Source organism: Paenibacillus sp. FSL H8-0317 (assembly GCF_045040685.1).
GTDB lineage: Bacteria > Bacillota > Bacilli > Paenibacillales > Paenibacillaceae > Paenibacillus.
In genome coordinates this window covers 5,050,560-5,075,307 of sequence record NZ_CP150294.1, presented here as the reverse complement: position 1 = coordinate 5,075,307, position 24,748 = coordinate 5,050,560, and the positions used below count along the sequence as shown (strand labels likewise).

25 protein-coding genes are annotated in these 24,748 nt (G+C 44.3%); 20 read left to right on the top strand and 5 right to left on the bottom strand.

From position 1 onward, the window contains the following. Positions 1 to 25: 25 nt before the first annotated feature. A complete protein-coding gene (locus tag MHB43_RS22770) occupies positions 26 to 283 on the top strand; it encodes a hypothetical protein (RefSeq protein WP_076211601.1) in 258 nt (85 codons plus the stop codon). Positions 284 to 383: 100 nt separating this feature from the next. Here MHB43_RS22770 and MHB43_RS22765 read toward each other — a convergent pair whose 3' ends face one another. Continuing rightward, entirely contained in the window at positions 384 to 2,258 is a 1,875-nt protein-coding gene (locus MHB43_RS22765; RefSeq protein ID WP_405130477.1) for a S8 family peptidase, read from the bottom strand. A gap of 283 nt (positions 2,259 to 2,541) precedes the next feature. On the opposite strand from MHB43_RS22765, the gene MHB43_RS22760 reads away from it, so the two are divergent. The 6 genes from MHB43_RS22760 (at position 2,542) to thiI (ending at position 7,393) form a co-directional block, all read left to right on the top strand. Further along, on the top strand, positions 2,542 to 3,048 hold the full coding sequence (locus tag MHB43_RS22760; protein ID WP_017687263.1) for a YpuI family protein: 507 nt from the start codon (positions 2,542 to 2,544) through the stop codon (positions 3,046 to 3,048). Between the two features lie 165 nt (positions 3,049 to 3,213). Beyond that, positions 3,214 to 3,432 (top strand): DUF1540 domain-containing protein, encoded by a 219-nt coding sequence (locus MHB43_RS22755; RefSeq protein ID WP_076211597.1) that lies wholly within the window; start codon positions 3,214 to 3,216, stop codon positions 3,430 to 3,432. 36 nt (positions 3,433 to 3,468) lie between these two features. Continuing rightward, complete coding sequence (locus tag MHB43_RS22750; protein ID WP_221822001.1) at positions 3,469 to 3,882, top strand: hypothetical protein; 414 nt, start codon at positions 3,469 to 3,471, stop codon at positions 3,880 to 3,882. 189 nt (positions 3,883 to 4,071) lie between these two features. Then, positions 4,072 to 4,824, top strand: coding sequence for a lytic transglycosylase domain-containing protein (locus MHB43_RS22745; protein ID WP_237174367.1), 753 nt, complete (start codon positions 4,072 to 4,074; stop codon positions 4,822 to 4,824). 173 nt (positions 4,825 to 4,997) lie between these two features. Then, entirely contained in the window at positions 4,998 to 6,146 is a 1,149-nt protein-coding gene (locus MHB43_RS22740; RefSeq protein WP_339178007.1) for a cysteine desulfurase family protein, read from the top strand. Positions 6,147 to 6,151: 5 nt separating this feature from the next. After that, positions 6,152 to 7,393, top strand: a complete 1,242-nt coding sequence (gene thiI, locus MHB43_RS22735; RefSeq protein WP_405132461.1) for a tRNA uracil 4-sulfurtransferase ThiI — start codon at positions 6,152 to 6,154, stop codon at positions 7,391 to 7,393. Between the two features lie 122 nt (positions 7,394 to 7,515). Here thiI and MHB43_RS22730 read toward each other — a convergent pair whose 3' ends face one another. After that, positions 7,516 to 8,226 carry a TerC family protein gene (locus MHB43_RS22730; RefSeq protein WP_405130476.1) on the bottom strand — a complete coding sequence of 237 codons (711 nt, stop codon included), beginning with the start codon at positions 8,224 to 8,226 and terminating at the stop codon, positions 7,516 to 7,518. Between the two features lie 87 nt (positions 8,227 to 8,313). On the opposite strand from MHB43_RS22730, the gene MHB43_RS22725 reads away from it, so the two are divergent. The 6 genes from MHB43_RS22725 (at position 8,314) to MHB43_RS22700 (ending at position 14,086) form a co-directional block, all read left to right on the top strand. Then, complete coding sequence (locus tag MHB43_RS22725; RefSeq protein WP_145323217.1) at positions 8,314 to 8,973, top strand: TerC family protein; 660 nt, start codon at positions 8,314 to 8,316, stop codon at positions 8,971 to 8,973. 298 nt (positions 8,974 to 9,271) lie between these two features. Further along, positions 9,272 to 9,766, top strand: coding sequence for a hypothetical protein (locus tag MHB43_RS22720; protein ID WP_253439362.1), 495 nt, complete (start codon positions 9,272 to 9,274; stop codon positions 9,764 to 9,766). A 177-nt stretch (positions 9,767 to 9,943) separates the two neighbouring features. Then, the gene (gene typA, locus MHB43_RS22715) at positions 9,944 to 11,788 is read left to right on the top strand and encodes a translational GTPase TypA (RefSeq protein WP_036674819.1); all 1,845 of its coding nucleotides are present in this window, start codon (positions 9,944 to 9,946) and stop codon (positions 11,786 to 11,788) included. A gap of 298 nt (positions 11,789 to 12,086) precedes the next feature. Beyond that, entirely contained in the window at positions 12,087 to 12,383 is a 297-nt protein-coding gene (locus MHB43_RS22710; protein WP_405130475.1) for a YlaH-like family protein, read from the top strand. 90 nt (positions 12,384 to 12,473) lie between these two features. Beyond that, on the top strand, positions 12,474 to 13,535 hold the full coding sequence (locus tag MHB43_RS22705; RefSeq protein ID WP_405130474.1) for an LCP family protein: 1,062 nt from the start codon (positions 12,474 to 12,476) through the stop codon (positions 13,533 to 13,535). 98 nt (positions 13,536 to 13,633) lie between these two features. Then, positions 13,634 to 14,086, top strand: coding sequence for a pyridoxamine 5'-phosphate oxidase family protein (locus tag MHB43_RS22700; RefSeq protein ID WP_076211583.1), 453 nt, complete (start codon positions 13,634 to 13,636; stop codon positions 14,084 to 14,086). Positions 14,087 to 14,093: 7 nt separating this feature from the next. On the opposite strand, the gene MHB43_RS22695 is transcribed toward MHB43_RS22700, so the two are convergent. Then, positions 14,094 to 14,792 (bottom strand): YhcN/YlaJ family sporulation lipoprotein, encoded by a 699-nt coding sequence (locus tag MHB43_RS22695; RefSeq protein WP_405130473.1) that lies wholly within the window; start codon positions 14,790 to 14,792, stop codon positions 14,094 to 14,096. A 152-nt stretch (positions 14,793 to 14,944) separates the two neighbouring features. On the opposite strand from MHB43_RS22695, the gene MHB43_RS22690 reads away from it, so the two are divergent. Together MHB43_RS22690 and MHB43_RS22685 are read left to right on the top strand one after the other, a co-directional pair. Beyond that, a complete protein-coding gene (locus MHB43_RS22690) occupies positions 14,945 to 16,279 on the top strand; it encodes a PhoH family protein (RefSeq protein ID WP_405130472.1) in 1,335 nt (444 codons plus the stop codon). 221 nt (positions 16,280 to 16,500) lie between these two features. Then, entirely contained in the window at positions 16,501 to 17,772 is a 1,272-nt protein-coding gene (locus MHB43_RS22685) for an extracellular solute-binding protein (protein ID WP_405130471.1), read from the top strand. Between the two features lie 23 nt (positions 17,773 to 17,795). On the opposite strand, the gene MHB43_RS22680 is transcribed toward MHB43_RS22685, so the two are convergent. Together MHB43_RS22680 and MHB43_RS22675 are read right to left on the bottom strand one after the other, a co-directional pair. Further along, entirely contained in the window at positions 17,796 to 18,875 is a 1,080-nt protein-coding gene (locus tag MHB43_RS22680; RefSeq protein WP_405130470.1) for a coiled-coil domain-containing protein, read from the bottom strand. A gap of 184 nt (positions 18,876 to 19,059) precedes the next feature. Continuing rightward, positions 19,060 to 19,296 (bottom strand): DUF2626 domain-containing protein, encoded by a 237-nt coding sequence (locus tag MHB43_RS22675; protein ID WP_017687281.1) that lies wholly within the window; start codon positions 19,294 to 19,296, stop codon positions 19,060 to 19,062. A 315-nt stretch (positions 19,297 to 19,611) separates the two neighbouring features. Between MHB43_RS22675 and MHB43_RS22670 the strand changes: the two genes are divergently transcribed. The 5 genes from MHB43_RS22670 (at position 19,612) to MHB43_RS22650 (ending at position 24,718) form a co-directional block, all read left to right on the top strand. Further along, a complete protein-coding gene (locus MHB43_RS22670) occupies positions 19,612 to 20,262 on the top strand; it encodes an RsfA family transcriptional regulator (RefSeq protein WP_076211575.1) in 651 nt (216 codons plus the stop codon). 149 nt (positions 20,263 to 20,411) lie between these two features. After that, positions 20,412 to 21,371, top strand: a complete 960-nt coding sequence (locus tag MHB43_RS22665; RefSeq protein WP_405130469.1) for a ketopantoate reductase family protein — start codon at positions 20,412 to 20,414, stop codon at positions 21,369 to 21,371. After that, positions 21,371 to 21,745: a DUF3397 domain-containing protein gene (locus MHB43_RS22660; protein ID WP_237174376.1), complete on the top strand. Its 375-nt coding sequence runs from the start codon at positions 21,371 to 21,373 to the stop codon at positions 21,743 to 21,745. Before MHB43_RS22665 ends, MHB43_RS22660 begins: the two co-directional genes overlap by 1 nt. Positions 21,746 to 21,898: 153 nt before the next feature. Further along, positions 21,899 to 23,596, top strand: a complete 1,698-nt coding sequence (locus tag MHB43_RS22655) for an ABC transporter substrate-binding protein (protein WP_221822019.1) — start codon at positions 21,899 to 21,901, stop codon at positions 23,594 to 23,596. 189 nt (positions 23,597 to 23,785) lie between these two features. Next, a complete protein-coding gene (locus MHB43_RS22650; RefSeq protein ID WP_076211567.1) occupies positions 23,786 to 24,718 on the top strand; it encodes an ABC transporter permease in 933 nt (310 codons plus the stop codon). The last annotated feature ends 30 nt before the right edge of the window (positions 24,719 to 24,748 follow it).

Genomic DNA, 24,748 nt, shown 5'->3' with positions numbered 1-24,748 from the left:
CACCAGAAAGGGAGTTGGTTTTGAAATGAACCATTACTGTCCACCGCTTTGCCCGATTGTCTGTGACCCGATCCAGGTTGTTGAGGATTATTACATCCCACAAATCGTGCCTGTAATCCACCCGATTGAAGTGATCAAAAAACATCACTGTGTTCCGATTCATCACCACATGTATCCTGTTGTTGTCAAAGAAGAAGACCCTTGTTATGTATCCAGCCATAATCCGAAGAAAAAATCCGTAAAAAAATCAAGTAAAGCCCGCACATCTTCTCGCAAGCGCTAAGCGCAGCGGGTGCCCCGGGGAATTGGATATAAACCAAAAGAGCAGCGTACGCCCCGGGGCGCAGCTGCTTTTGTATTTTTACTGAGTAGAGTTATTACGATTAAGGAGTATACTTTTTCATCGTATTATCCATTTGTTGTCTGACATGTTGCGGCCAGAACTGCAAAGGAGCGCTGTTGCCTGATGCGGCTTGCAGTGCCTTATAGACATCGATTTGGCCATAGCCGAAATACTTGTCGTGACCCGGATCACCGAGGTCAATAACACTTTGGCGCATCAAATCCATCACTTCCGTGTTGGTCAAGTCCGGGTTCAACGAACGGATCAAACCTGCAAGTGCGGCTACATGAGGGCTAGCCATGGACGTTCCAGACAAGGCCGCATACTGATTATTTGGATAGGTACTGGCGATACTGGACCCTGGAGCCATCACATCTACATAATCCCCATAGTTGGAATAGGAAGCTTTGCTCATATCCGGGTCCGTAGCAGATACGGCAAATACTTCCGGATAAGCAGCAGGGTATCCTGGACGCTCGGTATTATCGTTCCCTGTGGCTGCAATCAGGACGATATCCCGGTCAAAAGCGTATTTAATGGCATCATGAAGAAATTGTGCATCAGCATAATTGCCCAGACTCATATTGATAACTTTGGCTCCATGATCGGCTGCCCAGATGATGCCTTCGGCAACGGCATACGTGGTACCAGAACCCGAGTTGTCGAGTACTTTAACCGGTAGTACCTTGTTATACCAGCTCATGCCTGCCACGCCTTCATTATTGTTGACAGTAGCGCCGATAATGCCTGCGACATGTGTTCCATGTCCCACATCATCCATCGGTTGGCTTCCCGGCTCGACCACATTATAACCCTCAAGGAGCTTGCCCTTCAGGTCAGGATGATTCATATCAACCCCCGTATCAACCACTGCAACGATGACATCTTTGTTTCCTTTGGTAATATTCCAACCTCTGTTTGTCTCAATCGCAGGCAGGTTCCACTGATAATCGGAGAACAAAATGTCATTGGGTATCGTTACATCTGTTTGTTCAGTTACAGTATCATTGGTTAAATACATATAGTGGGGCTCCATATAGAGTGGATTCCATTTGCTTTCAAAATAACTATGCAATTGTTTGTAACTCATGTGTTCTGACCGAAAAACATACGTGTATCCCAGCTTGCGCGCAGATTGCGCTCTCAGATCAGATTTAATGATACGCATGTCCCGTTCACCGGGATCCTGGCGAAAACGGATGACGATTTCATTTTCATAAAAATGACTGGCATTGGCATTATCATGTCCGGTCTTCACTGTGATTTCGTTAAGCGTATCCGGGTGAACAGATTCAATTTTGAATTTACCCTCACGCGGATAAGGGATCATGCGCAGATTTTTGCGCTGATGTTGTTCAACAGCATTTAATACGTTCTGGCTGAACAAGGCAATGACAGCTCTTTTGCCATCTTTGGAGGGTTGCCCCATAACAAAATATTTTTCTTTTCCCAAAGGAAAAGAAGAGGATTCAAAACTTTGGCGTTTGTTTACCGCTTTTTTGGCAAGATTGAGCGCATGTTGAAGTTTCTGTTGTTCCAACTTGCTTCCTTGTGTGGAGGCCTGATCAAAGGGTTTGTTAAAAGAGCCATTGGTATTCATGAGATGAATGGATCTGATATGTTCATGTGAACTTTGGAGATCCTTCACATATCGGCTAACCTGGGCACCATTCATTGTGGCGGTTTTCTCCAGCATGATACTGAGATGTTGCTTGGCATCCATACGGGTCAGAAGATCGGTTGCTTTGACATCCTGCACTTTCAGACGCTGCTTACTCGTGTGCTCTTCATGAGCAGAATTTGACAGGGCACTTGGCTTGGGTTCTTGACGATTTGATGTTGGAAGCAGAAGCGTCAGGGCGAGTGCTCCTGCACCAGCTGCAAGGGCCCAGTTAATCCATTTCGGTCTGGACATGGTGGATGGAACCTCCTTCGTTCATTTTGGACAATCATTAACAGTGCTTCATCGTTGTCACTGGTTATATCTATCGTTAGAAAAAGCGGATATTTTTATGCAGGCGAGTTCGAGTCTGACTGCGTATAATAGGCATGTTTAACGGCAGAAGCGGAAAGCATGATTAAGGGATACCGCTCGTCATCTTTTTATGGTAGGATTATAGCTGAGAATTCAAAGGTCAGGGGAAAACCACCGTTGGCCGACCTATATGTAAGGACTTATTTAAGGGGGAGCTACCTTTATGTCAGCAGCCAATGTACAGAAAACATGTGAGTCAACTAGGGAAAAGTTAAAACCGGCTATCGATCGGATTGAAAATTTTTTGAATGAGAATGCTTTGCCTGAACTGGATCAGAATCAGACGGAAGAATCAACAGCCTTCTACAAAGGATTTCTTTCAGATCTCCGTCATTTGCTCGTTTTTTCTGAAGTTTCTTACGAAAAACTTGGCGTTGTGCTGCGTCGTGCCAACTTTGATGTCGATTTTGCCGAAAAGGCTCTTTATAATACGTATCACCAATGCGTAAACAGCTTTTTCTATCCCAAAAATGAATGTTATTCTGAAGACGGAAGATACGCTTACACAGGACAAGATGCCATTCGTTTCCGTGACAAGCCAATCCGTGCAGTACGGGATGTCATTCTTGAGGTTTCCAAAACGTACGAAGAATTGCGCGATGATCTGGCATATTACGAAAGTGATTACCTGACTCAGCGCCGTATGCAAAATCAACGGAATCACGCCTAATGAACGTTTAAACCTGAATATGAAATTGGACGAAACCGCCCTTGTGGCGGTTTTTTTGTGTTTTCAGTAAGGATCAGACGAGGTTGATCATGTCATCATCTGGCATTTTGACGGGGGAATATCAGGTTTGTGGCGGGGAGACAATAGTAGTCGAGGTGATAAAAAATGAGCCAAGACAAACCAATTGTCAAATGCAGCGTCTCCAACTGCAACTTTTGGGGAGAGAACAACTTCTGCCAAGCTGATGCCATCATGATTGACATTGACCAACATGCCACCCGTCGTCTGCATGAGGAATTTGCCGGTGAGACATTTGACTCCGATCACCATGATCATGCACGCACATCCTCTGCAACATGCTGTCACACGTTCAAACCCAAGTGAGCAGTCATCCCTATTTCATAACGGAGGTGCTTCCAAATGGAAAATGACGATAATAAGTTTAATTTTAAAGATCGCCCTGAAACCAATGTTGACGGTGAAAAACAGCGTATGCGCGTCGATTATCCCAGAAAAACACATCGGGAAGAATACGGGGCAGAGGTTGCTCCTCCGACTGTCGTAAGAACTGGAGGTACCGAACGCTCAGAACCTGTACCTGAGAAACATGAGGCAGACCGTGTCATGGAGTCAACAGGCAAGGTCGCAGGTTATATGGGGCTGGCCTTCGGCATCGCGTCCTTGTTCATGTGGTCAATCGTACTTGGACCAGCGGCAGCCGTTCTGGGTTACTATGCTTATGTGAATGGTCGTAAGACAGCGGGAGCTTGGTCCATCGGACTCGGTATTGTAGCCACGCTGAGTTATTTTTTCATGATTCCATTTGCTCGCTAGAGTGTAAAATGTTCATTCAACAGCCTTCTGTTCTCACCCAAATGCGGTGATTTACAGAAGGTTTTTTTCGTATATGTGCAGGTTAGGTGGGAAGATTCATATATTTTTTTGAAAACAATGGAACCTTGCTGTAAAACCATGTAGAATAAGGTCATAATACGCTTAATTATACGGGAGTGGGTATAACTCATGCAGATTGATCCAAGCGGATCGCGGCAGTTATTGGAACTGCAATTGTCCAATGTGAATAACCAAACTAGTGGATCACAACCAAATGCTGGTTCAACTGTGGATTTCGCCAATGTGATGGACGGGCTGTTAGGTACGGGTACCAATTCGATGAGTAATACGGATTCCACCGCTACGGTCTCCAAAAGATCCAGTGACGGTTTGTTGTGGCTGCAACTCGGAAGCACGTACAATCCAGATATAAATACGGCAGGATCGTCCTCTGTCTCCAATAACATCGTTGGGTCTTTATTATCTTCATCCAATACAGGAATCGTGGATTCCGGTGCATCTGTACCTACGGATTATGAATCTTTGATTGCCGAGGCAAGTGCCAAATACGGTGTTCCTGAATCATTGATCAAGGCCGTCATTGACACAGAGTCCAATTTTAACCCAAATGTCGTGTCCTCCGCGGGTGCCAAAGGGCTTATGCAATTAATGGATGGTACGGCTGCAGGGCTGGGTGTGAGTAATTCATTTGATCCTGCCCAGAACATTGATGCGGGTACGAAGTATCTTTCCCTTCAGCTCCAGCGTTTCGGTGGAGAAGTGAAGATGGCACTTGCTGCATATAATGCAGGACCGGGCCGTGTTTCACGTCTGGGCGTGTCTAGTGATAGCGAACTGATGAGTGTACTTAACCGTTTGCCTTCCGAAACACAGAATTATATCTCCAAGGTGGAGAAGGCACAGTCGAAATATGTGATCTAAACTCACAGATAGACATTTGTGAAAACACATGATAGGCAGGATGAGATCAAATGTGGGAGCAGTAGCGCTTGAAACGCCTGTTCCCGGTTGGTCTTTTTGTGTTGTATGGGTATCGTGTTACAATGCTCACTGTAGGTTCATGAACGAAGAGATAAAGGGAGGTCTAACCTCATTTGAAATATTTTGATTATGCTGCAACCACACCTCCCCATCCCGATGTGATTCGTACGATGGCCGAAATTATGGAGACACAATTTGGTAACCCGTCCTCCATCCATGGGTATGGAGAGCGTGCTCATCAGTTGCTGCGTCGTGCACGATCTGGCTGTGCTGCGGCAATCGGCGTTAAGCCTGAGGAGATTGTATTTACTTCCGGTGCGACCGAGAGTAATAATCTTGCGATAAAAGGTGCGGCATTACGTTATCAGTCACGAGGCAGACACATCATCACTACGGCTACCGAGCATGCCTCGGTGTATGAAAGTTTTATGCAATTGCAGCAGTGGGGATGGGAAGTGACATTAGTTCCTGTGAATTCCGATGGAGTGGTCAACGCTCAGCAGGTTGTAGACGCGATCAGGCCCGACACGGTGCTTGTAAGTCTGATGCATGTAAATAATGAAACGGGAGCCATCCATCCGATTGCAGAAATCGGCAAACAGCTCAAAAAGGAAGCACCACGGGTGCTTTTCCATGTGGATGGTGTTCAAGGCTTTGGAAAAATGAAGGCAACGCCTGCCGCTTGGGGTGCAGATCTGTACAGTTTGTCTGCTCACAAGATTCGTGGACCGAAGGGAGCAGGTCTCCTGTATGTGCGAAGTGGAGTGGAGCTTACGCCACTAATGTCAGGGGGATCACAGGAACAAGGCCTAAGAGCAGGCACTGAAAACGTGGCCTTGCTGGTAGGCATGGCAAAGGCCATGCGAATGGCAGCAGAAGATCAGGTTGATTTTGCCCGGCGTACAACGGTGCTCCGTGATCGGTTGATGGACACGATACGTGACATTCCTGAATTTGAATTGAACAGTCGCACAGAGGGTGCACCTCATATTGTGCACTTCTCCTATCCCGGGATGAAGGCAGAAGTGGCGCTGCACACCTTGGAGCAACTGGGCGTAACGATATCCACCCAATCGGCCTGTTCTTCACGTTCGGCTGAACCGAGTCGGGCTCTGCTTGCGATGGGCAGAGATGCAGCTTGTGCTGGTGGCGGATTGCGTATTAGTCTTGGAGATGAACATACAGAAGAAGATGTAGCCTTGCTTGAGCGGGCTTTACATCAGATGGTGGCCCAGTTGCGGCCCCTCGAAAGGCGGATGTAATGGATATGAAATATGATATGCTGCTTCTCCGTTTCGGAGAGTTTATGTTAAAAGGGAAAAATCGTGCCCGATTTGAAAAAACGATTATTACACAGGTGAAAGCTTTGCTTAAACCTTATCCAGGAGCGAGCCTTCGCAAAGAGTATGGCCGTGTCTATGTGGATCTTGGCGGTGAATCACATACTGAACTGATTAAGGTGCTGAAGCGGGTATTCGGTGTGATGTCGATTAGTCCGGTTAAAGTTACTCCATCCGAGCTTGATGAGATTGTGAAAACAGCAGTTGCGTTTATGGACGAAAGGGAAGACGAATTCAAGGAAGGTACCACATTCAAGGTAAATGTAAGGCGGGTATGGAAGGAGTTCCCGAACTCTTCCCATGAAATGAACCATCTGGTTGGTTCCCCGATTCTTCGGAAGTTTCAGCAATTAAGTGTTGATGTTCGTCAACCTGATATCGAACTGCGAGTGGAAATTCGGGATCAGGGTACCTATATTTTCAATGAAACCATTCCGGCAGTAGGTGGCTTTCCACTGGGTACGAATGGCAAAGCGATGGTACTGTTATCAGGTGGAATAGACAGCCCGGTAGCAGCCTGGTCTTCCATGCGCCGTGGACTTGAAGTGGAATGTGTACATTTTTACAGTTACCCGTTCACAAGCCAGCGTGCCAAAGAGAAGGTCATTGATTTGGCGCGTGCCCTTGCTGATCATGCAGGAACAATCAAGCTGCATCTGGTTCCATTTACAGAGATTCAAACGGCATTTACCCAGCTGGGTCAGGACAATCTGATTATTACGCTGATGCGACGTTCAATGCTGCGAATTGCATCCAAACTTGCCGAGCGTGAGCGGGCATTAGCACTGATCACCGGGGATAGCCTGGGCCAAGTAGCGAGTCAGACTCTTCCGAGTATGAATGTCATTGGTCGTGCGACGGATCTGCCACTGTTGCGACCACTGGTTATGATGGATAAACAGGAGATCATTACCTTGTCCAAACAGATCGGAACGTATGACATATCTATTTTGCCATATGAGGATTGCTGTACTCTCTTTGTACCAAAGTCACCTTCAACCAATCCAAATCTTCGAATTGTGGATAAAATAGAATCAACAATGAGCCATTTGTCAGAATGGGTGGATCAGGCGGTGGAACAAACTGAAACGATCACTCTGCATGCCGGTGAAACTTCTGTGGTAACGAATCAGACAGAAGACAATGGCATGAAGGATAACTGGTTCTAAACTCAATAAAAATTAGCATGGCTGACATAATAAGGGCTATGTTAACTACAAAAAAGGACTGTCCGATGAAATATCGTTCAGTCCTTTGCTGTATTCAGATGAAATTTTTAGTTTAATTTAGCCTACGAATAGGAGTACTGCTGTTCCCCGTCAGATCCCTTGTGGCTGGAACTGCTGGAGCGTTTGCGATAACCTGCAAAGACTACACCTGCAATAACCACAACAATGAAGAGAATCCGCAATGCCGGATGTTCAGTAAAGTAAGGCAAGAGTCGCTGCTCCTCAGTGATCATATTGGAAGCCGTATACCCGAGAACGATGGCCCCGACATAGATGATCCAAGGGAAATGATTGATGAGCTTGATAAACAGGGTACTACCCCAGACGATGATCGGTACGCTGATCAAGAGTCCGAGAATGACAAGCACGAGATGCTGCTGCGCAGCTCCAGCGACTGCAATCACGTTATCTAATCCCATGGCTGCATCCGCGATCACAATGGTACGAATAGCGGTCCACAAGGAAGTTCCCGCCTGAATATCATTGTGTTCATCCCCCTGATCCGCCAATAATTTATAGGCAATCCAGATCAGAAGTATGCCCCCTACAAGCAAGAGCCAAGGAACCTTAAGCAACCATAACACGACAACCGTTGCCAAAATCCGAATCAGTAGTGCACCGCCAGTTCCGTATAAAATCGCCTTTTTCTGCACGGAAGGGTGCAAATTTCGAGCTGCCAGGCCAATGACGATAGCATTGTCTCCAGCCAGAATGAGATCAATAAAGACAACGTTCAACAAAGCCAGCCAGAATGTGGGACTAAATAGCTCCATGGGATATGTCACTCCTTATATACGGTTCAATCATTAAGAATAGCATGGACAACTCTGACATACAAGTTAATGTGGGGGGATGAGGACATGGATACGCTATGGCTGTTAACTGAGATTTTAATGATCAATCTGGTATTAAGTGGAGATAATGCGGTTGTGATTGCGCTTGCCAGCAAGGATCTGCCACCGATACAACGTAAAAAGGCGGTATGGTGGGGGGCTTTTGGTGCGGTAGTGCTACGCTGCGTATTAACCTTCGTAGCAGTATTATTGCTGGGAATTCCGTTTATCCAGGCCGCAGGTGGGCTGCTGTTACTGTGGATTGCAGTGAAGCTGTTGCTTCAAAATGATGATGAAGTACATATTAGAGAGGCTTCGACGACCTGGAAAGCCATCCAAACGATTCTGATTGCCGATTTTGTAATGAGTCTGGATAATGTCTTGGCCATAGCAGCATTGGCGGATGGAGATCTGGCTTTGATCGTGATCGGGATTGCGATCAGCATCCCTATTGTCGTATGGGGGAGCGGTCTAATCGTTGGTTTGTTGAAGCGATTTCCAATTCTGGTGTTCGTCGGCTCAGGCATTCTGGCCTTCACAGCAGGTGAAATGGTTATGAAAGATCCAAAGTTGGGAGAATGGCTGGGAGGAATGGCATCAGAGGTGCACACGCTACTACCCACAGCAATGGCTTGCCTTGTGGTCGCGGTTGGAGGCGCACATAAATTTGTGCGGAAGAACGCATAGTTTGATTTCGGGAAATTGCTTGGACAAAGGGCCGTCTGAACCATCCGGTTTAGGCGGTTTTGTGTAGAGAGAATTACGCTTGACGATGCAGTTCTCATTGGGCTAGTCATAAGTTGCAGATTTTAGGGTAATACAGGTAAAGGGAGCAAGCAAAGTACGACATAAAGTATAGTTTTTTGCCGAAACATCGGATACACTAGAAGCAGGATTACAGGTTAGGAAACCAAAAGTCATCATGGAATGCGCATCGATTATAAGAGTAAAAGTACATAGCCAATGGTATAAGAGGTGATTGCAGATGAGGATGAGAAATGAAAAAGCGATTGGATTATTTATTGTAGTTGCGGGAATTATTATTCTGCTTGGCAAGTTTGGCGTGTTTGGATTTATTGGTCGCAATTTCTGGCCTTTGCTGATCCTGCTGCCAGGCATCGCCCTTCATGCGTTATATTATGCGCGTATTTCACCATCGTGGTCACTCGTTCCTGCCGGCATACTAACGGTGTATGGTGTTTTATTCAGTATAACGAATACATGGGGCGCTGGACTTATGAGCAGGCTGTGGCCAGCATTTTTGCTTGGGATCGCCATAGGTTTGCTCGAATATGGAATGGCTGAGCGGCGAAGACCGGAATATGTGTTACCTGCAGCTTTGATCCTTGGTGCGGTGTCCATCATATTATTCGGATTTACCTTGCTGCAAACGGGAATAATCTATGTACTTGCTGTCCTTTTGATCTTGGGCGGAGTCTGGTTATTACTTGGACGAGGACGTCAAGGGAGAGGCTGGTAACATTCCCAGTGGTCTTCTCGTGCGAAATATCTTGATTTTTACCTATAATAAACTATAATATAAGGGATATAGACATGCGTCGGGATATCACCGACGCTTATTTTGTGAGTAACCTGCGAAATTGCGGGAAGTTTAAGTAGATATGATTTGAAATTGGAAAGGATATGGATACAAAACATGCATTCAAGAGAACACATTCGCAATATTGCGATTATTGCCCACGTCGACCACGGAAAAACAACACTCGTTGACAAGTTGCTCCAGCAATCCGGTACTTACCGAGATCACGAAACGGTACAGGAGCGCGTAATGGACTCCAACGATTTGGAGCGTGAACGCGGTATTACGATTTTGGCCAAAAACACGGCTATAACTTATAAAGATTACCTGATTAATATTGTGGATACACCAGGACACGCCGACTTCGGTGGTGAAGTTGAACGTATCATGAAAATGGTTGACGGTGTATTGCTCGTTGTTGATGCTTATGAAGGCTGTATGCCACAAACGAAGTTTGTACTTCGTAAAGCACTTGAGCATAACCTGACACCAATCGTTGTTGTAAACAAAATTGACCGTCCAGCGGCTCGTCCGACTGAGGTTATTGATGAAGTATTGGACCTGTTCATTGAACTGGGTGCCAACGATCAACAACTCGAATTCCCTGTTGTATATGCTTCCGCATTGAACGGAACATCCAGCATGGATAATGATCCTGCCAAACAAGATGACAACATGATGGCGATCTACAATACCATCGTTAGTCATATCCCACATCCTACCGAAAATGTTGAAGAACCGCTTCAATTCCTCGTTACTTTGATGGACTACAATGAATACCTTGGCCGTATTGCCATTGGTCGTGTTAACCGCGGTGTGATCCGTCAAGGACAATCGGTAACGGTTATTATGCGTGATGGTAAGAGCAAAACTGCACGTATCGAGAAACTGTTCGGTTTCCAGGGTCTCAAACGTATTGAGACGGAAGAAGCAGGAGCAGGCGACATCGTTGCCATTGCAGGGATCAAGGACATCAACATTGGTGAAACCATTGCCGACCCTAACAACCCGGAAGCTTTGCCAGTTCTGAAAATTGATGAGCCAACACTGCAAATGACGTTCCTCGTGAACAACAGTCCATTCGCAGGTCGTGAAGGTAAATGGGTAACTTCCCGTAAACTTCGTGAGCGTTTATTCAAAGAGTTAGAAACAGATGTTTCCCTTCGTGTTGACGAAACGGATAGCCCTGATGCATTTATCGTTTCCGGACGTGGTGAGCTTCACTTGGGTATCCTGATTGAAAATATGCGTCGTGAAGGATATGAGCTTCAAGTATCCAAACCAGAAGTTATCGTAAGAGAAGTTGACGGTAAGAAAATGGAACCTGTTGAGCGCTTGTTGATTGATATCCCTGAAGAGAGCATGGGTTCCGTAATGGAGAGCCTGGGCGCACGTAAAGCAGAGATGGTTAACATGGTTAACACAGGTAGTGGTCAAGTTCGTCTGGAGTTCCTGATTCCAGCACGTGGTTTGATCGGATATAGCACAAACTTCCTGACATTGACTCGTGGTTACGGTGTAATGAACCATGCATTTGACAGCTACGCTCCAGTAGTATCCGGTCAAGTGGGTGGACGTCACCAAGGCGTGTTGATCTCAACTGAAACGGGTACATCTACGTTCTATGGCATGATGGGCGTTGAGGATCGCGGTACGCTCTTCTTGGAGCCGGGAACTGAAATCTACGAAGGTATGATTGTTGGTGAACATACACGTGACAATGATATCGTTGTTAACATCTGCAAAGAAAAACAACTGACTAACGTTCGTTCTTCCGGTAAAGATGATACGGTTAAAATTAAAACTCCGATTATCTTCTCATTGGAACAGGCGCTTGAATATCTGAATGAAGATGAATATTGTGAGATTACACCAAAATCTATTCGTCTTCGTAAAAAGATCCTGAACAAATCCGAGCGTGAGCGTGCAGAAAAACAACGCAAAATGGCTTCTAAAGCCTAATAACAACAAAAAAATATATATAAGTTAGCATTTGATGGAATACAGAAGTTAACGATGTTGTGCACAGTGGAAGTAGTGAAGGGATCGGAATCGATTCTGTAGAAGCGAAGCGTTCGCCTTTATCCCCGGATTTTACCATTGAAAAATGGATCAAAAAAATCTGGGGATAACAGCGATCAAAAGAACGATCCGATACCGGAACGGTCACCTCCGATGTGTGTTTTACTCAGAGTTATCGAAAGGGTTTCACAATAGTTAACTTATATCCTAGCATGAACACGAAAGGAGCTGGCTGTGCATGCAAGCATGGTTCGCATCACACCCGATCGTAGCCTACATCGTCATCTTTGTATTGATTGCTTACGTATATAACAAGGTGTTTCGGGTACGTCAGAAATTGCCACTGGGTAAGGAAATCGTTCTCTATATTTTGATGGCGATGGGCACATTCATGCTTCTTATTTTTCAGATCGACAAGCTGCCCATCATTCAATGTTTGTTGGTCGCGGTTGGTTTGATGTTGTTAGTGAGAGTGCGTTATTTTATTGAAGGTCGTCAAAAGAAAAAAGCGGAAGCTGCCGCTCGAAACTCATAAATCCTGTCTTGTACAGACCATCCGTTTTCCTTAGGGAAAGCGGTTGTCTTTTATTTAGACAAAAACAGATGTGATAAAGGTGTTGAAGATATGAACTCAAATTCGAACGGACTGCCTCCACGGAGACAGGCACCAACGCAATCCGGTGCTTCTGGATCGAAGAATGGCAAGGGTAAGCAGCCTAAGAAGAAAAAGAGAATGAATGCTTTTGGCAGAATCCTTTTAAGTCTATTGGTTATTGCCATTGTGGTAGGCGGTGGATATGCGTACTGGGTATATAATCAAGTCGTGGATACAGGCATCGATAAACCGGTACCTCCCGGGATGTCAGCCACAACCAAACCGATCACGATGCTGTTATTAGGTACAGATAACCGTCCTGAAACTGGCACATATCTCTCGGATGTTGTTATGGTGGCTTCGTTAAATCCGGAGACCAAGACGGCAACCATTGTATCTTTGCCTCGAGACACGCGTATTCAATTGGATGGGTACAAATCCAACAAGCTGAATTCCTATTATCCAAGATTCAAAGCACAGGAAAAAACCACTGGCAAAAATGCAGAGGATCAGATGAAAGAAATGATGGGCAAGTATTTGGATATAGATATTAATTATACAACCGTCCTGAATTTCCAGGCATTCCGTGATGCTGTCAATGCCGTGGGTGGCGTGGACGTGACTGTGGATAAAAATATGTGTTATAGAGATACAGCCGATGGTACAGATATCAATCTGGTCGCAGGCGCACAACATCTCGATGGTAAAGCGGCACTGGATTTTGTTCGTTACCGCAAATCCAATTGTAATCCAAAGACGGATGAATCCAATGACTTTGATCGTAACAAACGTCAAAACCAAGTGCTGAACTCCATGCTGGATCAGATGAAATCTCTTGGGGGCATTACAAAGATCAGCAAAGTGATTGGTGCAGTTGACAAGAATATGACGACAGATGTGGAATCGGAACAAATGAAAAACTTTATCTCGACGTATTGGAACATTTCCACTTCGGATGTGCACTATACTCCGGTTACCGGAGAGTGGAGAAGTCCATATGTGTATATTAATGAGACGGAACTCGCCAATGCAAAGCAGGCTTTACAAGATACACTTTCAGGTAAAGTAACGGCTTCACCTTCAGGCGAATAACCTTCATTCTTTTGGGATTGGAAGCACGTTAATCGGTATGCTATAATAACATAAACCAAGTACAAGAATTGCATAAAGAAGGTTAGGGGGCTGGTTGAATGTCCGAAGCCGTCACACAATTAACTGAATCTCTTTTACAGCAATTCAAGAATGAGACCTTTGTGCTTCTTAGCACAGTGGATGTAGAATCCGGAGGTCCGACTTCAACAGCCATCTCCTGGATTTATGCGGAGAATGCTTCTACTTTTCGTTTAGCGATCGATCATCGTTCACGTTTAGTGAATAACATGATTACTAATCCGCTCATTACGGTGACTGTCTTTGGAGAAGAGACGGTGTACGCAGTGAACGGACGTGCTGCAGTACGACAAGATCCGCTGCAGGACGTTCCATTTAATATGTGCTGTTTCGACATTACAATTGAAGCGGTGAGGAATGCTCTGTTTTACGGCGCCCAATTGTCCTCTGTGCCTCAATACGTCAAAATATATGATCAGCGTGCTGCTGAGAAATTAGATGAGCAGGTTTTTGCTGCCATGAAAAAAGCCTAGTGAGAGATCACTGGGCTTTTTGTTGTCTTTTGTCAGATGAATGCAGCTGCTGCATTTGTTGTTTTTGATTCACGGGTTCATCCGGATTTTGACGGACTTTGACGTCTTTCGGGAGTTGAGGGATAATTCGTCCCACCATGTCAGCAAGTTCTGAAGCAAAACCGGAGATTGGATGCCCTTGACGAATATGTTCACCGATTTCTTTAATTCGTTCAGTGACATCTGCATCTGCGGTAACGATGGAATCTACACCTTCGGGGTCTTTGCGAAGTGCTTCGGCAACAGCGTACTTAATGGTACCAACCCGAGCACGTTCCAGTTCACCATCAACATCGATGCCAACTACGGCTGTATTACCGAGTATGACGCAGTTCGCATCTTCAACACCTTCCACTTGCTTGGCAAGGGCTTTAAGGTGATTGATTCGTTTTTCATTGGACATCCGGCCAATCTTTGCATCATCCGCAATGTTGGTATCATGGACTTCACCTGTATCCTCATTGAGGCGGTCCAAACGTGAAGGATTCATCCGATCTTCCTGTGCATTAAGCATGTGAGATCCTTTCCTTTGATCTTGCTGAGTTGTTATATTTCCTCCGTAACTTCTTGGATGCGAGGTATGTGGCTCCTGTGAAGCACTGCGTGTGGAACTGTTGCAACCTGTAAGTATAAAGATCAGAAGCAGCGTGCAAACCCATTTTTTCATAAATGTTCATCCTTTCTTGGAGTTTTTCAGAATGGTTGACAATTATTTTGCCCTAGTCGAATACATTTATGTATGGGATCATGATTGTCCATGCCGCTGCTGAAAGATCACACTATCCATGCCTTTAACGACGCCGCTTTGGAGGGGATTGAATGAAAAAGATTTTTGTATTGGATACCAACGTGCTTCTGCATGACCCCAATGCCATATTTGCCTTTGAGGAACATGAGGTAATCATTCCCGCGGTTGTACTGGAGGAGATTGACTCCAAAAAAAGAAATGCTGATGAAATTGGGCGTAATGCCCGTAATGTATCCAGACTGTTAGATGGATTACGAGAGCTGGGTCACTTGCACAGTGGGGTACCTTTGGCTAATGGAGGTAACCTGAAAGTAGAGCTGAATCATCGGAGTTTCGTGAAAGTTCAGGAGATGTTCGGTGAAGTGTCCAACGATAATCGCATTTTGGCTGTCGCACTGAATTATCAGATTGAGGAGAACGAAAAGGAAATAGTCGAACGTCAGGTCGTGCTTGTCAGTAAAGATGTACTTGTGCGTATCAAAGCGGATGTACTTGGTCTGTTTACACAGGATTACTTATCAGATCGGACGGCAGGACTCAGTGAGTTATATCCAGGTTATACGGCCCTAAAAGTTCATCCGTCAGTGATTGATGAGTTTTACACATATCGTTTTTTACCAATCAAACCGTTACAGTTGTCTTATTCGTTGTACCCGAATGAATTTGTCATTCTCAAGGATGAGATGGGAACCAATAAATCGGCTTTGCTTAAAGTGAACACAGAGGGAACAAAGCTGGAGCCGCTTTTCCTCAGTAATGATAATGTCTGGGGTATTAGTGCACGTAACGCACAACAACGCATGGCACTGGAACTGCTTTTGAATGATGACATCCCGCTTGTTACCATCACCGGTAAAGCTGGAACAGGGAAAACCTTGCTGGCACTTGCAGCAGGTCTGCTTAAGGTAGAAGATGATCATAAATACAAAAAACTGTTGATCGCTCGCCCTGTCGTTCCGATGGGGAAAGATATCGGTTACTTGCCTGGTGAGAAGGAAGAAAAACTACGTCCTTGGATGCAGCCGATATATGATAATCTGGAGTTTTTGTTTGATACCAAAAAAGCCGGAGATATCGATAAAATTCTAATGGGGCTTGGCAGTATTCAGGTGGAAGCCTTAACGTACATTCGTGGAAGATCGATACCTGGACAGTTTATCATTATTGATGAAGCCCAGAATCTGTCGCGCCACGAAGTGAAGACCATTGTATCAAGGGTCGGTGAAGGCAGTAAGATTATTTTGATGGGAGACCCCGAACAGATAGACCATCCGTATCTTGATTCTGCCAGTAACGGTCTGACCTATATCGTGGAACGGTTCAAACAAGAGGGAATCAGCGGACACATCATGCTCGAAAAAGGAGAACGGTCCAAGCTGGCACAACTTGCAGCTGATTTATTGTAATATTTAGGGGGTTTATTTCCCGGAAAATGTTGTTATTGAAGCCGGCTCCTGGAGCCGGCTTTTTGCTGAAAAAATAAGTAAGCGTTATTACACAGAACTCGATATGCTCGTATTATGCAAAAATCCGAAAAAGTGTTTTTCGGCAGGGTAGGACAAGAGTACTACTTATTTGTTACAATAATTGCTGCAGGAAAAAACTAGGTGGGCAGGGAGGGAAGTTAATGAAGCGTAGACATCAGGTTGTTTTGTTCGCGGTATTGCTGCTTTCGTTAACGATCTTGTCACCGAGTTTTGACTTTAGAGGTTCACAGCTTAATCAGGAACGCGATCAGGAGAAGGATGCTTTTCCTGGGTCTTCGTCCCGTAATGAAGATGCTCAAGCTCCGCTGGAGATTGTAGTGGCCATGTCGGATGAAGAGTTTCAAGCCTTTCAAAAAATAGCCAAAGAAGTTGCTGCTTCCCAGCTGGTAGAGATTAATCTTCGGAATGAGAAGCCGGATACATATAAACATGTTTTGGATCTTGAATTTTCACTGGGAGAGAACGGTGATGTTGTTCTGCTTGATAGTGAGGAAGTGCAATACTATGCCCAAAAAGGGTACTTGTATCCGTTAAATGGAACAACATTATCAAAGTCACTAGGAGATACGATAGTGGGGTTACGGGGAATGACAGAGTGGAATGGTTATCAGTGGGGAATGCCTTTTGATTTTGATCCGTACATTCTGGCTGCACAATCTTCATTTCTGAAGAGAGCTGGTCTGGAGTCATTACCTCGCAATAAAGATCAGTGGGTCAAACTTACTCAACAAGCCATTGCGGAAGGCATCCCTTTAATTACAATGAACATCAATGATATGTACGGAACGAATGCGTGGCTGAATCATTTGGAACCGAGGATGGCACCAGATCAAGTTAAACGAACGAAAATAGATTCGCAAACGGGGGATCTTCAGCAGGGGATTCAGTTGATGAATCAGATTCAGCCCCTTATTAGGCTTGATTCTACCAATTCGGGGTTCTCTCCGACTGCTGACCCGAACGACACACCGATGGTTGTATCATTGTTATCTCAATTATTAAGTGCGGATCAAGCGAGTACAGTTGATAAAGATTCTTTGGAGCGGATTTCTTTCGAAACCTTGGATACTGTTAAATCCAGAAGCCTTGTCATTACTGCGGGTTCCGTTGAGGCAGAGGAGGCAAGTAGATGGATTGAAGGAATGACGTCTGCTACGACACAGTTGAAATGGTACCAACAGGTTAACCGGTTGCCCGCAAAGCAGCAGGAACTGGATTTGGAGTCTGAGAAACTTGCTGGACGTTATGACATGACAAAGGGACAATCCTGGTTATTAACCACCCAAGATGTCCCCGCTGCAACGATCAAAAGTCATGCTCTAATAACTCGTTTTCATCAAAAAGTACAACAATTCTTAAAGGGAGAAATTACAGCGAATCAATACGTAGACAGTATTAGAACGACGAATTAACTTTAAGTTCGTGTTCAACCTCTTTAAAATGATATAGCTAGTTTCACTTCCAGTACGCCTTCACTTGTTGAAACATCGGTTGCTTTGACAAACGACAGGATTTTCTGCGGATAGAACCCAAGGTCAAATTCTCTTTCCAGCATTCGACGAGTCGTATCTGGTAATTCAAGCTGGTTGAATACAAGTTTGTCCACATGAAAACGAATGGAGTTTTGAGGTTCATTTTCTACCGTATAATGTCCTTCAATGCTTAATTGCAACTGATCCCGCTGACCGGAAGCTATAATCTTATCCTGGTTAAACTGAAAGGCAAAGTCTTCAAAGATTGAATTTTGGGAACGCAGAAATGCATTAAGCTCATCCTGCCCAATTCGAATCGTATAGGTTGTTCCAGTCGTGGATATACCTCCGTTTTGTTTTTGGATAAAATCGGGCAGGTTCTGCATGGCAGATGCCAAAGCTTTGAAATATCGTTTCACCTCATAGATGCCTATATTCTCCCAATAAAGGGTAAGTTCATCCATCAGTTTCTGAATCGCTGCCGCATCTCCGCTGGTGGCTATTTGGGCATCCATTTCTTTTTGCAAGGTGACTACACGTTCCCGCTGGTTCTGAAGATTAGTCTTCATTTCGGTTAATTCTGTTGTAGTCTGACGAATCTGAGTGGAAGTCTGTTGCAGGTTGTGATAACGGTCCTGATACTTGTCCAGCACAGCCTGGTCCCGTCCGATAATAATCTGGTAATAATCATACAGTACAAACAGGTCTTTGAATGACCTGGCTCCCAGGACCGTCATGAGGAGGCTGTCGCGTTCTCCTGTGTAGTAGGACCTTACTACAGCTCCGGCCCGATCTTGCTGAATATGTATCTGTTCTTCCTGTTCCTGAAGCTGGACGGATAATGTCTCGTATTGTTGAGCCAGCTGCTTCTGCCTTTCGGCGATGCGTTCGATTTCGTGATCGATTTCAACAATGGATAGACTTTTTTGCAAAATCTCACGTGTATCCTCAGGTGAAGATTCTCCATAGGCATGGGCTAAAGGTAGCTGGAGGAATAAAATGATGCATAATATAAAGGCGGAAATGCCGTATTGACGTTTCACCGATCCATTCTCCTTTCCACTTCTTAAATGACTATCGTACAGGCTGGTTGCCTTCCAGACAATATATGAAACAAATACGTGAAATATCCTTAGTGGTTACATAACACCACGAACATTCATTTAATCTGAACACAACAAAAAAGCAACCCGACAGATATCGGATCACTTTGATGCTGCAGGTGGATTAGAGCGGCAACCCCATTTCGAATACGGTCCAGTAGCTGAACCCCGTGAATGTTACGATCATATAACCCCAGAAGAGCAATATGTACGTTCGCTCGGTAAATTTCAAGTATCCCAAAATGACAAAAAACGCAGTCTGCAGGAAAAAAAGCAAAGCCATTTCGACCAGATCTCCCGCAAAAGCCATCAGGCCAATTGCAAGCGTGAAGAACCCGAGTACCCGAAACATGCGTGCCACGGTAAATCCTCCTCTCCTAAGTACGTTCATAGATTGTCTACACAACATTATACCGGGAAAGGAAAAACGTGTAAACAAATTTGGATATGAAAGCGAATTCTTTTTTTTGCTAAAAGTAAGTATAGAGGGATATGTTTTGCATATGTCACGTATGAGCAAGCCTGAATGTGGAAATACATTTTAGTATGAAATCAATTCTATGAACTCTATGAGAGGCATAAGAATGAATGAAGCAGCTTTTATACCTAATTCACATACCGGGCTTCCGGTAATGCGGACGGTTATTTTAGGATGTTGTTAGGAGGGTATTATAGCATGACTGCAGTGAGACAGGATGCTTGGAGTACAGAGGACGATTTGATATTGGCTGAGGTTACTTTGCGTCATATTCGGGAAGGCAGTACACAATTGGCCGCTTTTGAAGAGGTGGGCGAAAAAATTGGCAGAACATCTGCCGCATGCGGTTTTCGCTGGAACAGCTGTGTACGTAAAAAGTATGATTCAGCCATCAGTAACGCCAAGGCACAACGACAAAAACGAAGTTATCTCAGAAAGCAGCCAGCTATGCTCGGACCACAGGTTGCAGCATTGTCTACACTGGACACTGAAGAACATCTGTACAAATCAGATGGGATCTCAGACGATTCATTATCGATGGATGCAGTAATCCGCTTCCTGCGACAATGGAAGGGAACAGTGCAGGAGAGTAATCGTCAACTCAAGATGCTGGAGAAGGAGCTTCGGGAGAAAGAAGATGAATTGCTTGAACTACGTCTTGAGAATGACCGTCTCTCCAAGGAAGTGAATGAAGTACAGACGGATTACCGTGTGGTGAATGACGACTACAAAGCTTTGATTCAGATTATGGATCGGGCTCGCAGACTCGCATTTTTGTCCGAAGAAGAAGAGGAACTTAAGACACGTTTCAAGATGGATGCCAACGGGAATCTGGAACGAATTGAATAACGAGTTCAGACGTTTGTTTTGTGAAAGTCAGGTATGAACCCGCCACACCTCCGTTACACAACGGCAGGTATGACGGGTTTTTAGTTTGGTGTTTTTGTTCTATTATAGATATTAGAAGGCAACTACTGAAGCGGAGAGGAGTGCATCATATGATCATTGACATCGTAGGAGCGGGGGCACTTGGTCTTTTGTATGGCGGGAAACTGCTGGCATCAGGTAACCAGGTCAGATTTTGGACCAGAACAACAGCTCAGGCAGACCTCCTCAGTCATAATGAAGTAACCATTGTGGAACAAGACGAGGAGATACATATTCTACCGGATCAAATACAGGCGAAACCAGTAAGTGAGCTGACTGACACTTGGAAGAACACACCAGGAGAATGGTTACTGCTCATGGTTAAGCAGACAAGCATTGATGATTTCATTCATGAGATTAGTCCATTACAAGATCATGTGGTGAATATCGCTTGTTTTCAGAATGGGATGGGCCACCTGGCAAAACTTCACGCAGCTTTGCCAAAGTCGCTTCTGTGTAGTGCGGTTACAACAGAAGGTGCGAAGCGTACACAAAGTCAGGTGATTCGTGCAGGTACAGGTGAAACCAGGCTGGGAAGGTACAATATAGATATAGTAGCTTCAACCTCTATAGAGGAGAAGAGAACATTTACTCTGTCGGGATCGTTGCAGCAGGCAGGATTTGACTGTACAGTGTCGAATGAAATCGATAAGCTGATATACAGGAAACTATTGATTAATGCAGTCATTAACCCGCTTACAGCATTATGGCGAATCCCTAATGGAGAATTGATCGTCAAGGAAGAACGAAAGAGGCTAATGCGCCAGTTATATGATGAAGTATTGTTAATCTATTCTGCAAGTGGAATATGTTTGGATCAGGATATGTGGGATCAACTAATATCGGTCTGTCGTTCTACTGCCACGAATACTTCCTCCATGCTTGCAGATGTTCTCGCTGGACGTGGTACAGAAGTGAGGTCAATTAACGGTCATATTGTAAGAATGGCACAGAAGTTGGACCTTGTTGCACCTACACATGAAATACTGCTTCATCTGATTGAAGGAATGCAACCGGAAGGAGTGAATTAATGGGACTTTTTATTGTGTTGAGCATATTGCCCTTTTTTCCGTTCTTTCTTGTTTATTGGGGAATGTATGTGTGGAAAAAAGACAAACGCAAAGCATTGCGAATGGCAATGGATGTAACCACTTTTTTTCTTGTATTTTCAGTTTCAGCGTTATTCAACTTAACATTTGATTCGAATTTTGGTTTTTATCTGACATTAATACTCATACTAGTAGCACTTGGATTCATCGGGGGTGCGCAAAATCGACTAAAAGGGAAGGTTGATAGGGGTAGAATGTTCCGGGCCGTATGGCGCATGTCTTTCGTCATCATGAGTTTCGGGTATATTTTGTTTACTTTATTTGGATTATTTAGATACTTCATGCAACAGATGTAAGGATACATAACGCAAAAAGGCTAAAAAATGTGTCGATTTTGTCGAAAACTGAAAAAAACATTACTTTCTGAAAAAGTAATGTAGATTTTTTTGACCGGTGGTTGTATAATCTATAAACATATAAACCATATCAATTTAGGGGGAACGTGTTAGATGAAAAGGAAAAGTCTATTAGTCCTTTTGACGCTGATTTTGGCGTTCGGTACCGTACTTGCAGCGTGCGGATCGAAAAACGAAGGCACAGGTAACACCGATACTGGTTCTGCAAGCGAAGGAAATGGTCTTGCTAAAGATCAAATTCTGAAAATCAACCTGTCAGCTGAACCTCCTACGTTGGACCCGGCTCAAGCAAAAGACAGCCAAACCAACACAGTTCTGAAATTCTTGTATGAAGGTCTTGTACGCATCGATGCTGATGGCAAAGAACAAGCTGGCGTAGCTAAAGACTGGACAATCTCCGAAGATGGTTTGAAATATGTTTTCAACCTGAACCCGGATGCTAAATGGAGTAACGGTGATGCAATCACTGCCGAAGACTTTGTTCGTTCTTGGGAACGTGCTTTGAAACCGGAAACAGCTTCTCCATATGCATACCAATTGTACTATATTAAAGGCGCTGAAGGTTACAACCTCAGCAAAGATGAAACATACAAAGGTACTAAAGTCACAGATTTCTCACAAGTAGGCGTTAAAGCTACTGATGAGCACACATTGGAAGTAACATTGGAAAACCCAACACCTTACTTCTTGGGTCTGACAGCATTCTACACGTACTACCCAGTACATGCATCTGCTGACACCAATGACAAATTCTTCACAGACTACAAAAACATGATCGTTAACGGACCATTTGTAATGGATCAATACTCTAAAGGTCAAAAAATTGTTGTGAAGAAAAACGATGGTTACCATGCAGCTGCCGATATTAAATTGGCTCAAATCGATATGTCTCTGACAAACAGCAGTGCTTCCGAACTGCAAGCTTACAAATCAGGACAATTGGACTACACTGGTGCACCTAACGGTGAAATTCCATCCGACCAAATTCCTTCTGTAAAAGCGGAATTGCCGGACGAGTTCAAAGCTACTGGTATTGCAAGTACGTACTACTATCAGTTCAACGTAAACGAAGCACCATTTAACAACGTTAAAATCCGTAAAGCATTTGCAATGGCAATTCAGCGTCAGCTGATTGTTGACAAAGTTACACAAGGTGGACAAATTCCAGCATTCGGCTTTGTACCTCCAGGTATCCGTGGTGAAAACGGCGAATTCCGTGATGAGCACAAAGACGATTACTTCACAGAAAATGTGGAAGAAGCTAAAGCATTGCTTGCTGAAGGTATGAAAGAAGAAGGTTACACAACATTGCCAGCTGTTACGTTGATCTACAACACTAGTGATGGTCACGCGAAAATCGCTTTGGCGGTTGCTGACATGTGGAAACAAAATCTTGGTGTTGATGTGAAAACAGAAAACCAAGAGTGGGGCGTATTCCTTGAGAACCGTCAAAACCAAAACTTCCAAGTAGCTCGTGCAGGTTGGTCTGCTGACTACAACGATCCATACAACTTCTTGGAAATGTGGACTACTGGAAACACAAACAATGATTCCAAATTCAGCAACGAACAGTATGACAAAGATGTTAAAGAAACTGTAAAATCTGCTGATCCAGCTGCTCGTATGGCTGCATTTGCTGACGCTGAGAAAATCCTGATTCAAGATGAAATGGGCGTTATGCCAATCTATTATTACACTAACGTATCTTTGACTAAGCCTTACCTGAAAGGCGTACAACTTGATTTCAGTGGAGCTATTGACTACACTCGTGCATATCTGGAAGAGAAATAAGTTGTTCTGAAGTCTAATATGAATACTTCGGGATATATATGTGGAATTCCATATATATCCCGATTTTTTGTATGTGCACCGATTTTCCTTATAATTCTTGAAATTTCCGATAAATGGATTGGACTTTATTTCTGTCTAATTCTACAATCGATTTGTATACAAAATATTGTTTGTGGAGGTGTGCAAGGGTTGGTTAAGTATGTGTTGAAAAAACTATTATTTATGCTGCTATCGCTTTTCATACTCGCATCTGCAACCTTCTTCCTGATGAAGGCTATTCCGGGTGACCCTTTTACATCCGAGAAAAAAGTATCGCCTGAAATTCGGGTCTTGCTGGAACAGAAGTATGGATTGGACAAACCGATGTATGAACAATACCTGAAGTATATGGGTGGAATCCTTAAGGGAGATTTCGGAGTCTCAATGAAATATCTCAATCGAGATGTAGCCGGAATGATCGGCGAAACATTCACCGCTTCGTTGAAGCTTGGAGTGTTTGCAATTGTTATCTCCATTATCGTGGGTGTTCTGCTGGGGCTTATTGCTGCAGTTTACCATCGTAAACTCATTGATGATATCACGATGATCCTGGCTGTCATAGGTATAGCTGTTCCGAGCTTCTTGCTTGCGTCACTATTGCAGTATCTCTTTGCTACTAAATTAGGCTGGTTTAACGTTATGGGCTTTGATGGTCCATTGGATTACGTTCTTCCGGTTGCAGCGTTATCTGCATCTCCAATTGCTTTTATCGCTCGTTTGACGCGTTCGAGCATGCTTGAAGTCTTACATGCAGATTATATCAAAACAGCTAAAGCCAAAGGTCTGAAATGGCCTGCAATTATGTTTAAACACGTTGTAAGAAACGGTATTCTACCAGTAGTAACTTATGTTGGTCCAATGACAGCGAATATCATCACAGGTTCCGTTGTAATTGAACAGATCTTTAACATCGGGGGAATTGGTAAAGTATTCGTAGAGAGTATCACAAACCGTGATTACACTATGATCATGGGGATTACAATTTTCTATGGTATCCTCCTGATGTTGGCTCGTTTCTTTACGGATATCGCTTACGTGCTGATTGATCCTAGAATTAAGCTGGAAAGCCGGAAGGGGGCATAACGTTGTCTGGCACGAATAATAAAAAGAATG

Excerpts from the sequence above, each read along its gene's own strand:
- MHB43_RS22770 (WP_076211601.1), top strand. The coding sequence starts at position 26 with ATGAACCATTACTGTCCACCGCTTTGCCCGATTGTCTGTGACCCGATC.
- MHB43_RS22765 (WP_405130477.1), bottom strand. The coding sequence starts at position 2,258 with ATGTCCAGACCGAAATGGATTAACTGGGCCCTTGCAGCTGGTGCAGGA.
- MHB43_RS22760 (WP_017687263.1), top strand. The coding sequence starts at position 2,542 with ATGTCAGCAGCCAATGTACAGAAAACATGTGAGTCAACTAGGGAAAAG.
- MHB43_RS22755 (WP_076211597.1), top strand. The coding sequence starts at position 3,214 with ATGAGCCAAGACAAACCAATTGTCAAATGCAGCGTCTCCAACTGCAAC.
- MHB43_RS22750 (WP_221822001.1), top strand. The coding sequence starts at position 3,469 with ATGGAAAATGACGATAATAAGTTTAATTTTAAAGATCGCCCTGAAACC.
- MHB43_RS22745 (WP_237174367.1), top strand. The coding sequence starts at position 4,072 with ATGCAGATTGATCCAAGCGGATCGCGGCAGTTATTGGAACTGCAATTG.
- thiI (WP_405132461.1), top strand. The coding sequence starts at position 6,152 with ATGAAATATGATATGCTGCTTCTCCGTTTCGGAGAGTTTATGTTAAAA.
- MHB43_RS22730 (WP_405130476.1), bottom strand. The coding sequence starts at position 8,226 with ATGGAGCTATTTAGTCCCACATTCTGGCTGGCTTTGTTGAACGTTGTC.
- MHB43_RS22725 (WP_145323217.1), top strand. The coding sequence starts at position 8,314 with ATGGATACGCTATGGCTGTTAACTGAGATTTTAATGATCAATCTGGTA.
- MHB43_RS22720 (WP_253439362.1), top strand. The coding sequence starts at position 9,272 with ATGAGGATGAGAAATGAAAAAGCGATTGGATTATTTATTGTAGTTGCG.
- typA (WP_036674819.1), top strand. The coding sequence starts at position 9,944 with ATGCATTCAAGAGAACACATTCGCAATATTGCGATTATTGCCCACGTC.
- MHB43_RS22710 (WP_405130475.1), top strand. The coding sequence starts at position 12,087 with ATGCAAGCATGGTTCGCATCACACCCGATCGTAGCCTACATCGTCATC.
- MHB43_RS22705 (WP_405130474.1), top strand. The coding sequence starts at position 12,474 with ATGAACTCAAATTCGAACGGACTGCCTCCACGGAGACAGGCACCAACG.
- MHB43_RS22700 (WP_076211583.1), top strand. The coding sequence starts at position 13,634 with ATGTCCGAAGCCGTCACACAATTAACTGAATCTCTTTTACAGCAATTC.
- MHB43_RS22695 (WP_405130473.1), bottom strand. The coding sequence starts at position 14,792 with ATGAAAAAATGGGTTTGCACGCTGCTTCTGATCTTTATACTTACAGGT.
- MHB43_RS22690 (WP_405130472.1), top strand. The coding sequence starts at position 14,945 with ATGAAAAAGATTTTTGTATTGGATACCAACGTGCTTCTGCATGACCCC.
- MHB43_RS22685 (WP_405130471.1), top strand. The coding sequence starts at position 16,501 with ATGAAGCGTAGACATCAGGTTGTTTTGTTCGCGGTATTGCTGCTTTCG.
- MHB43_RS22670 (WP_076211575.1), top strand. The coding sequence starts at position 19,612 with ATGACTGCAGTGAGACAGGATGCTTGGAGTACAGAGGACGATTTGATA.
- MHB43_RS22665 (WP_405130469.1), top strand. The coding sequence starts at position 20,412 with ATGATCATTGACATCGTAGGAGCGGGGGCACTTGGTCTTTTGTATGGC.
- MHB43_RS22660 (WP_237174376.1), top strand. The coding sequence starts at position 21,371 with ATGGGACTTTTTATTGTGTTGAGCATATTGCCCTTTTTTCCGTTCTTT.
- MHB43_RS22655 (WP_221822019.1), top strand. The coding sequence starts at position 21,899 with ATGAAAAGGAAAAGTCTATTAGTCCTTTTGACGCTGATTTTGGCGTTC.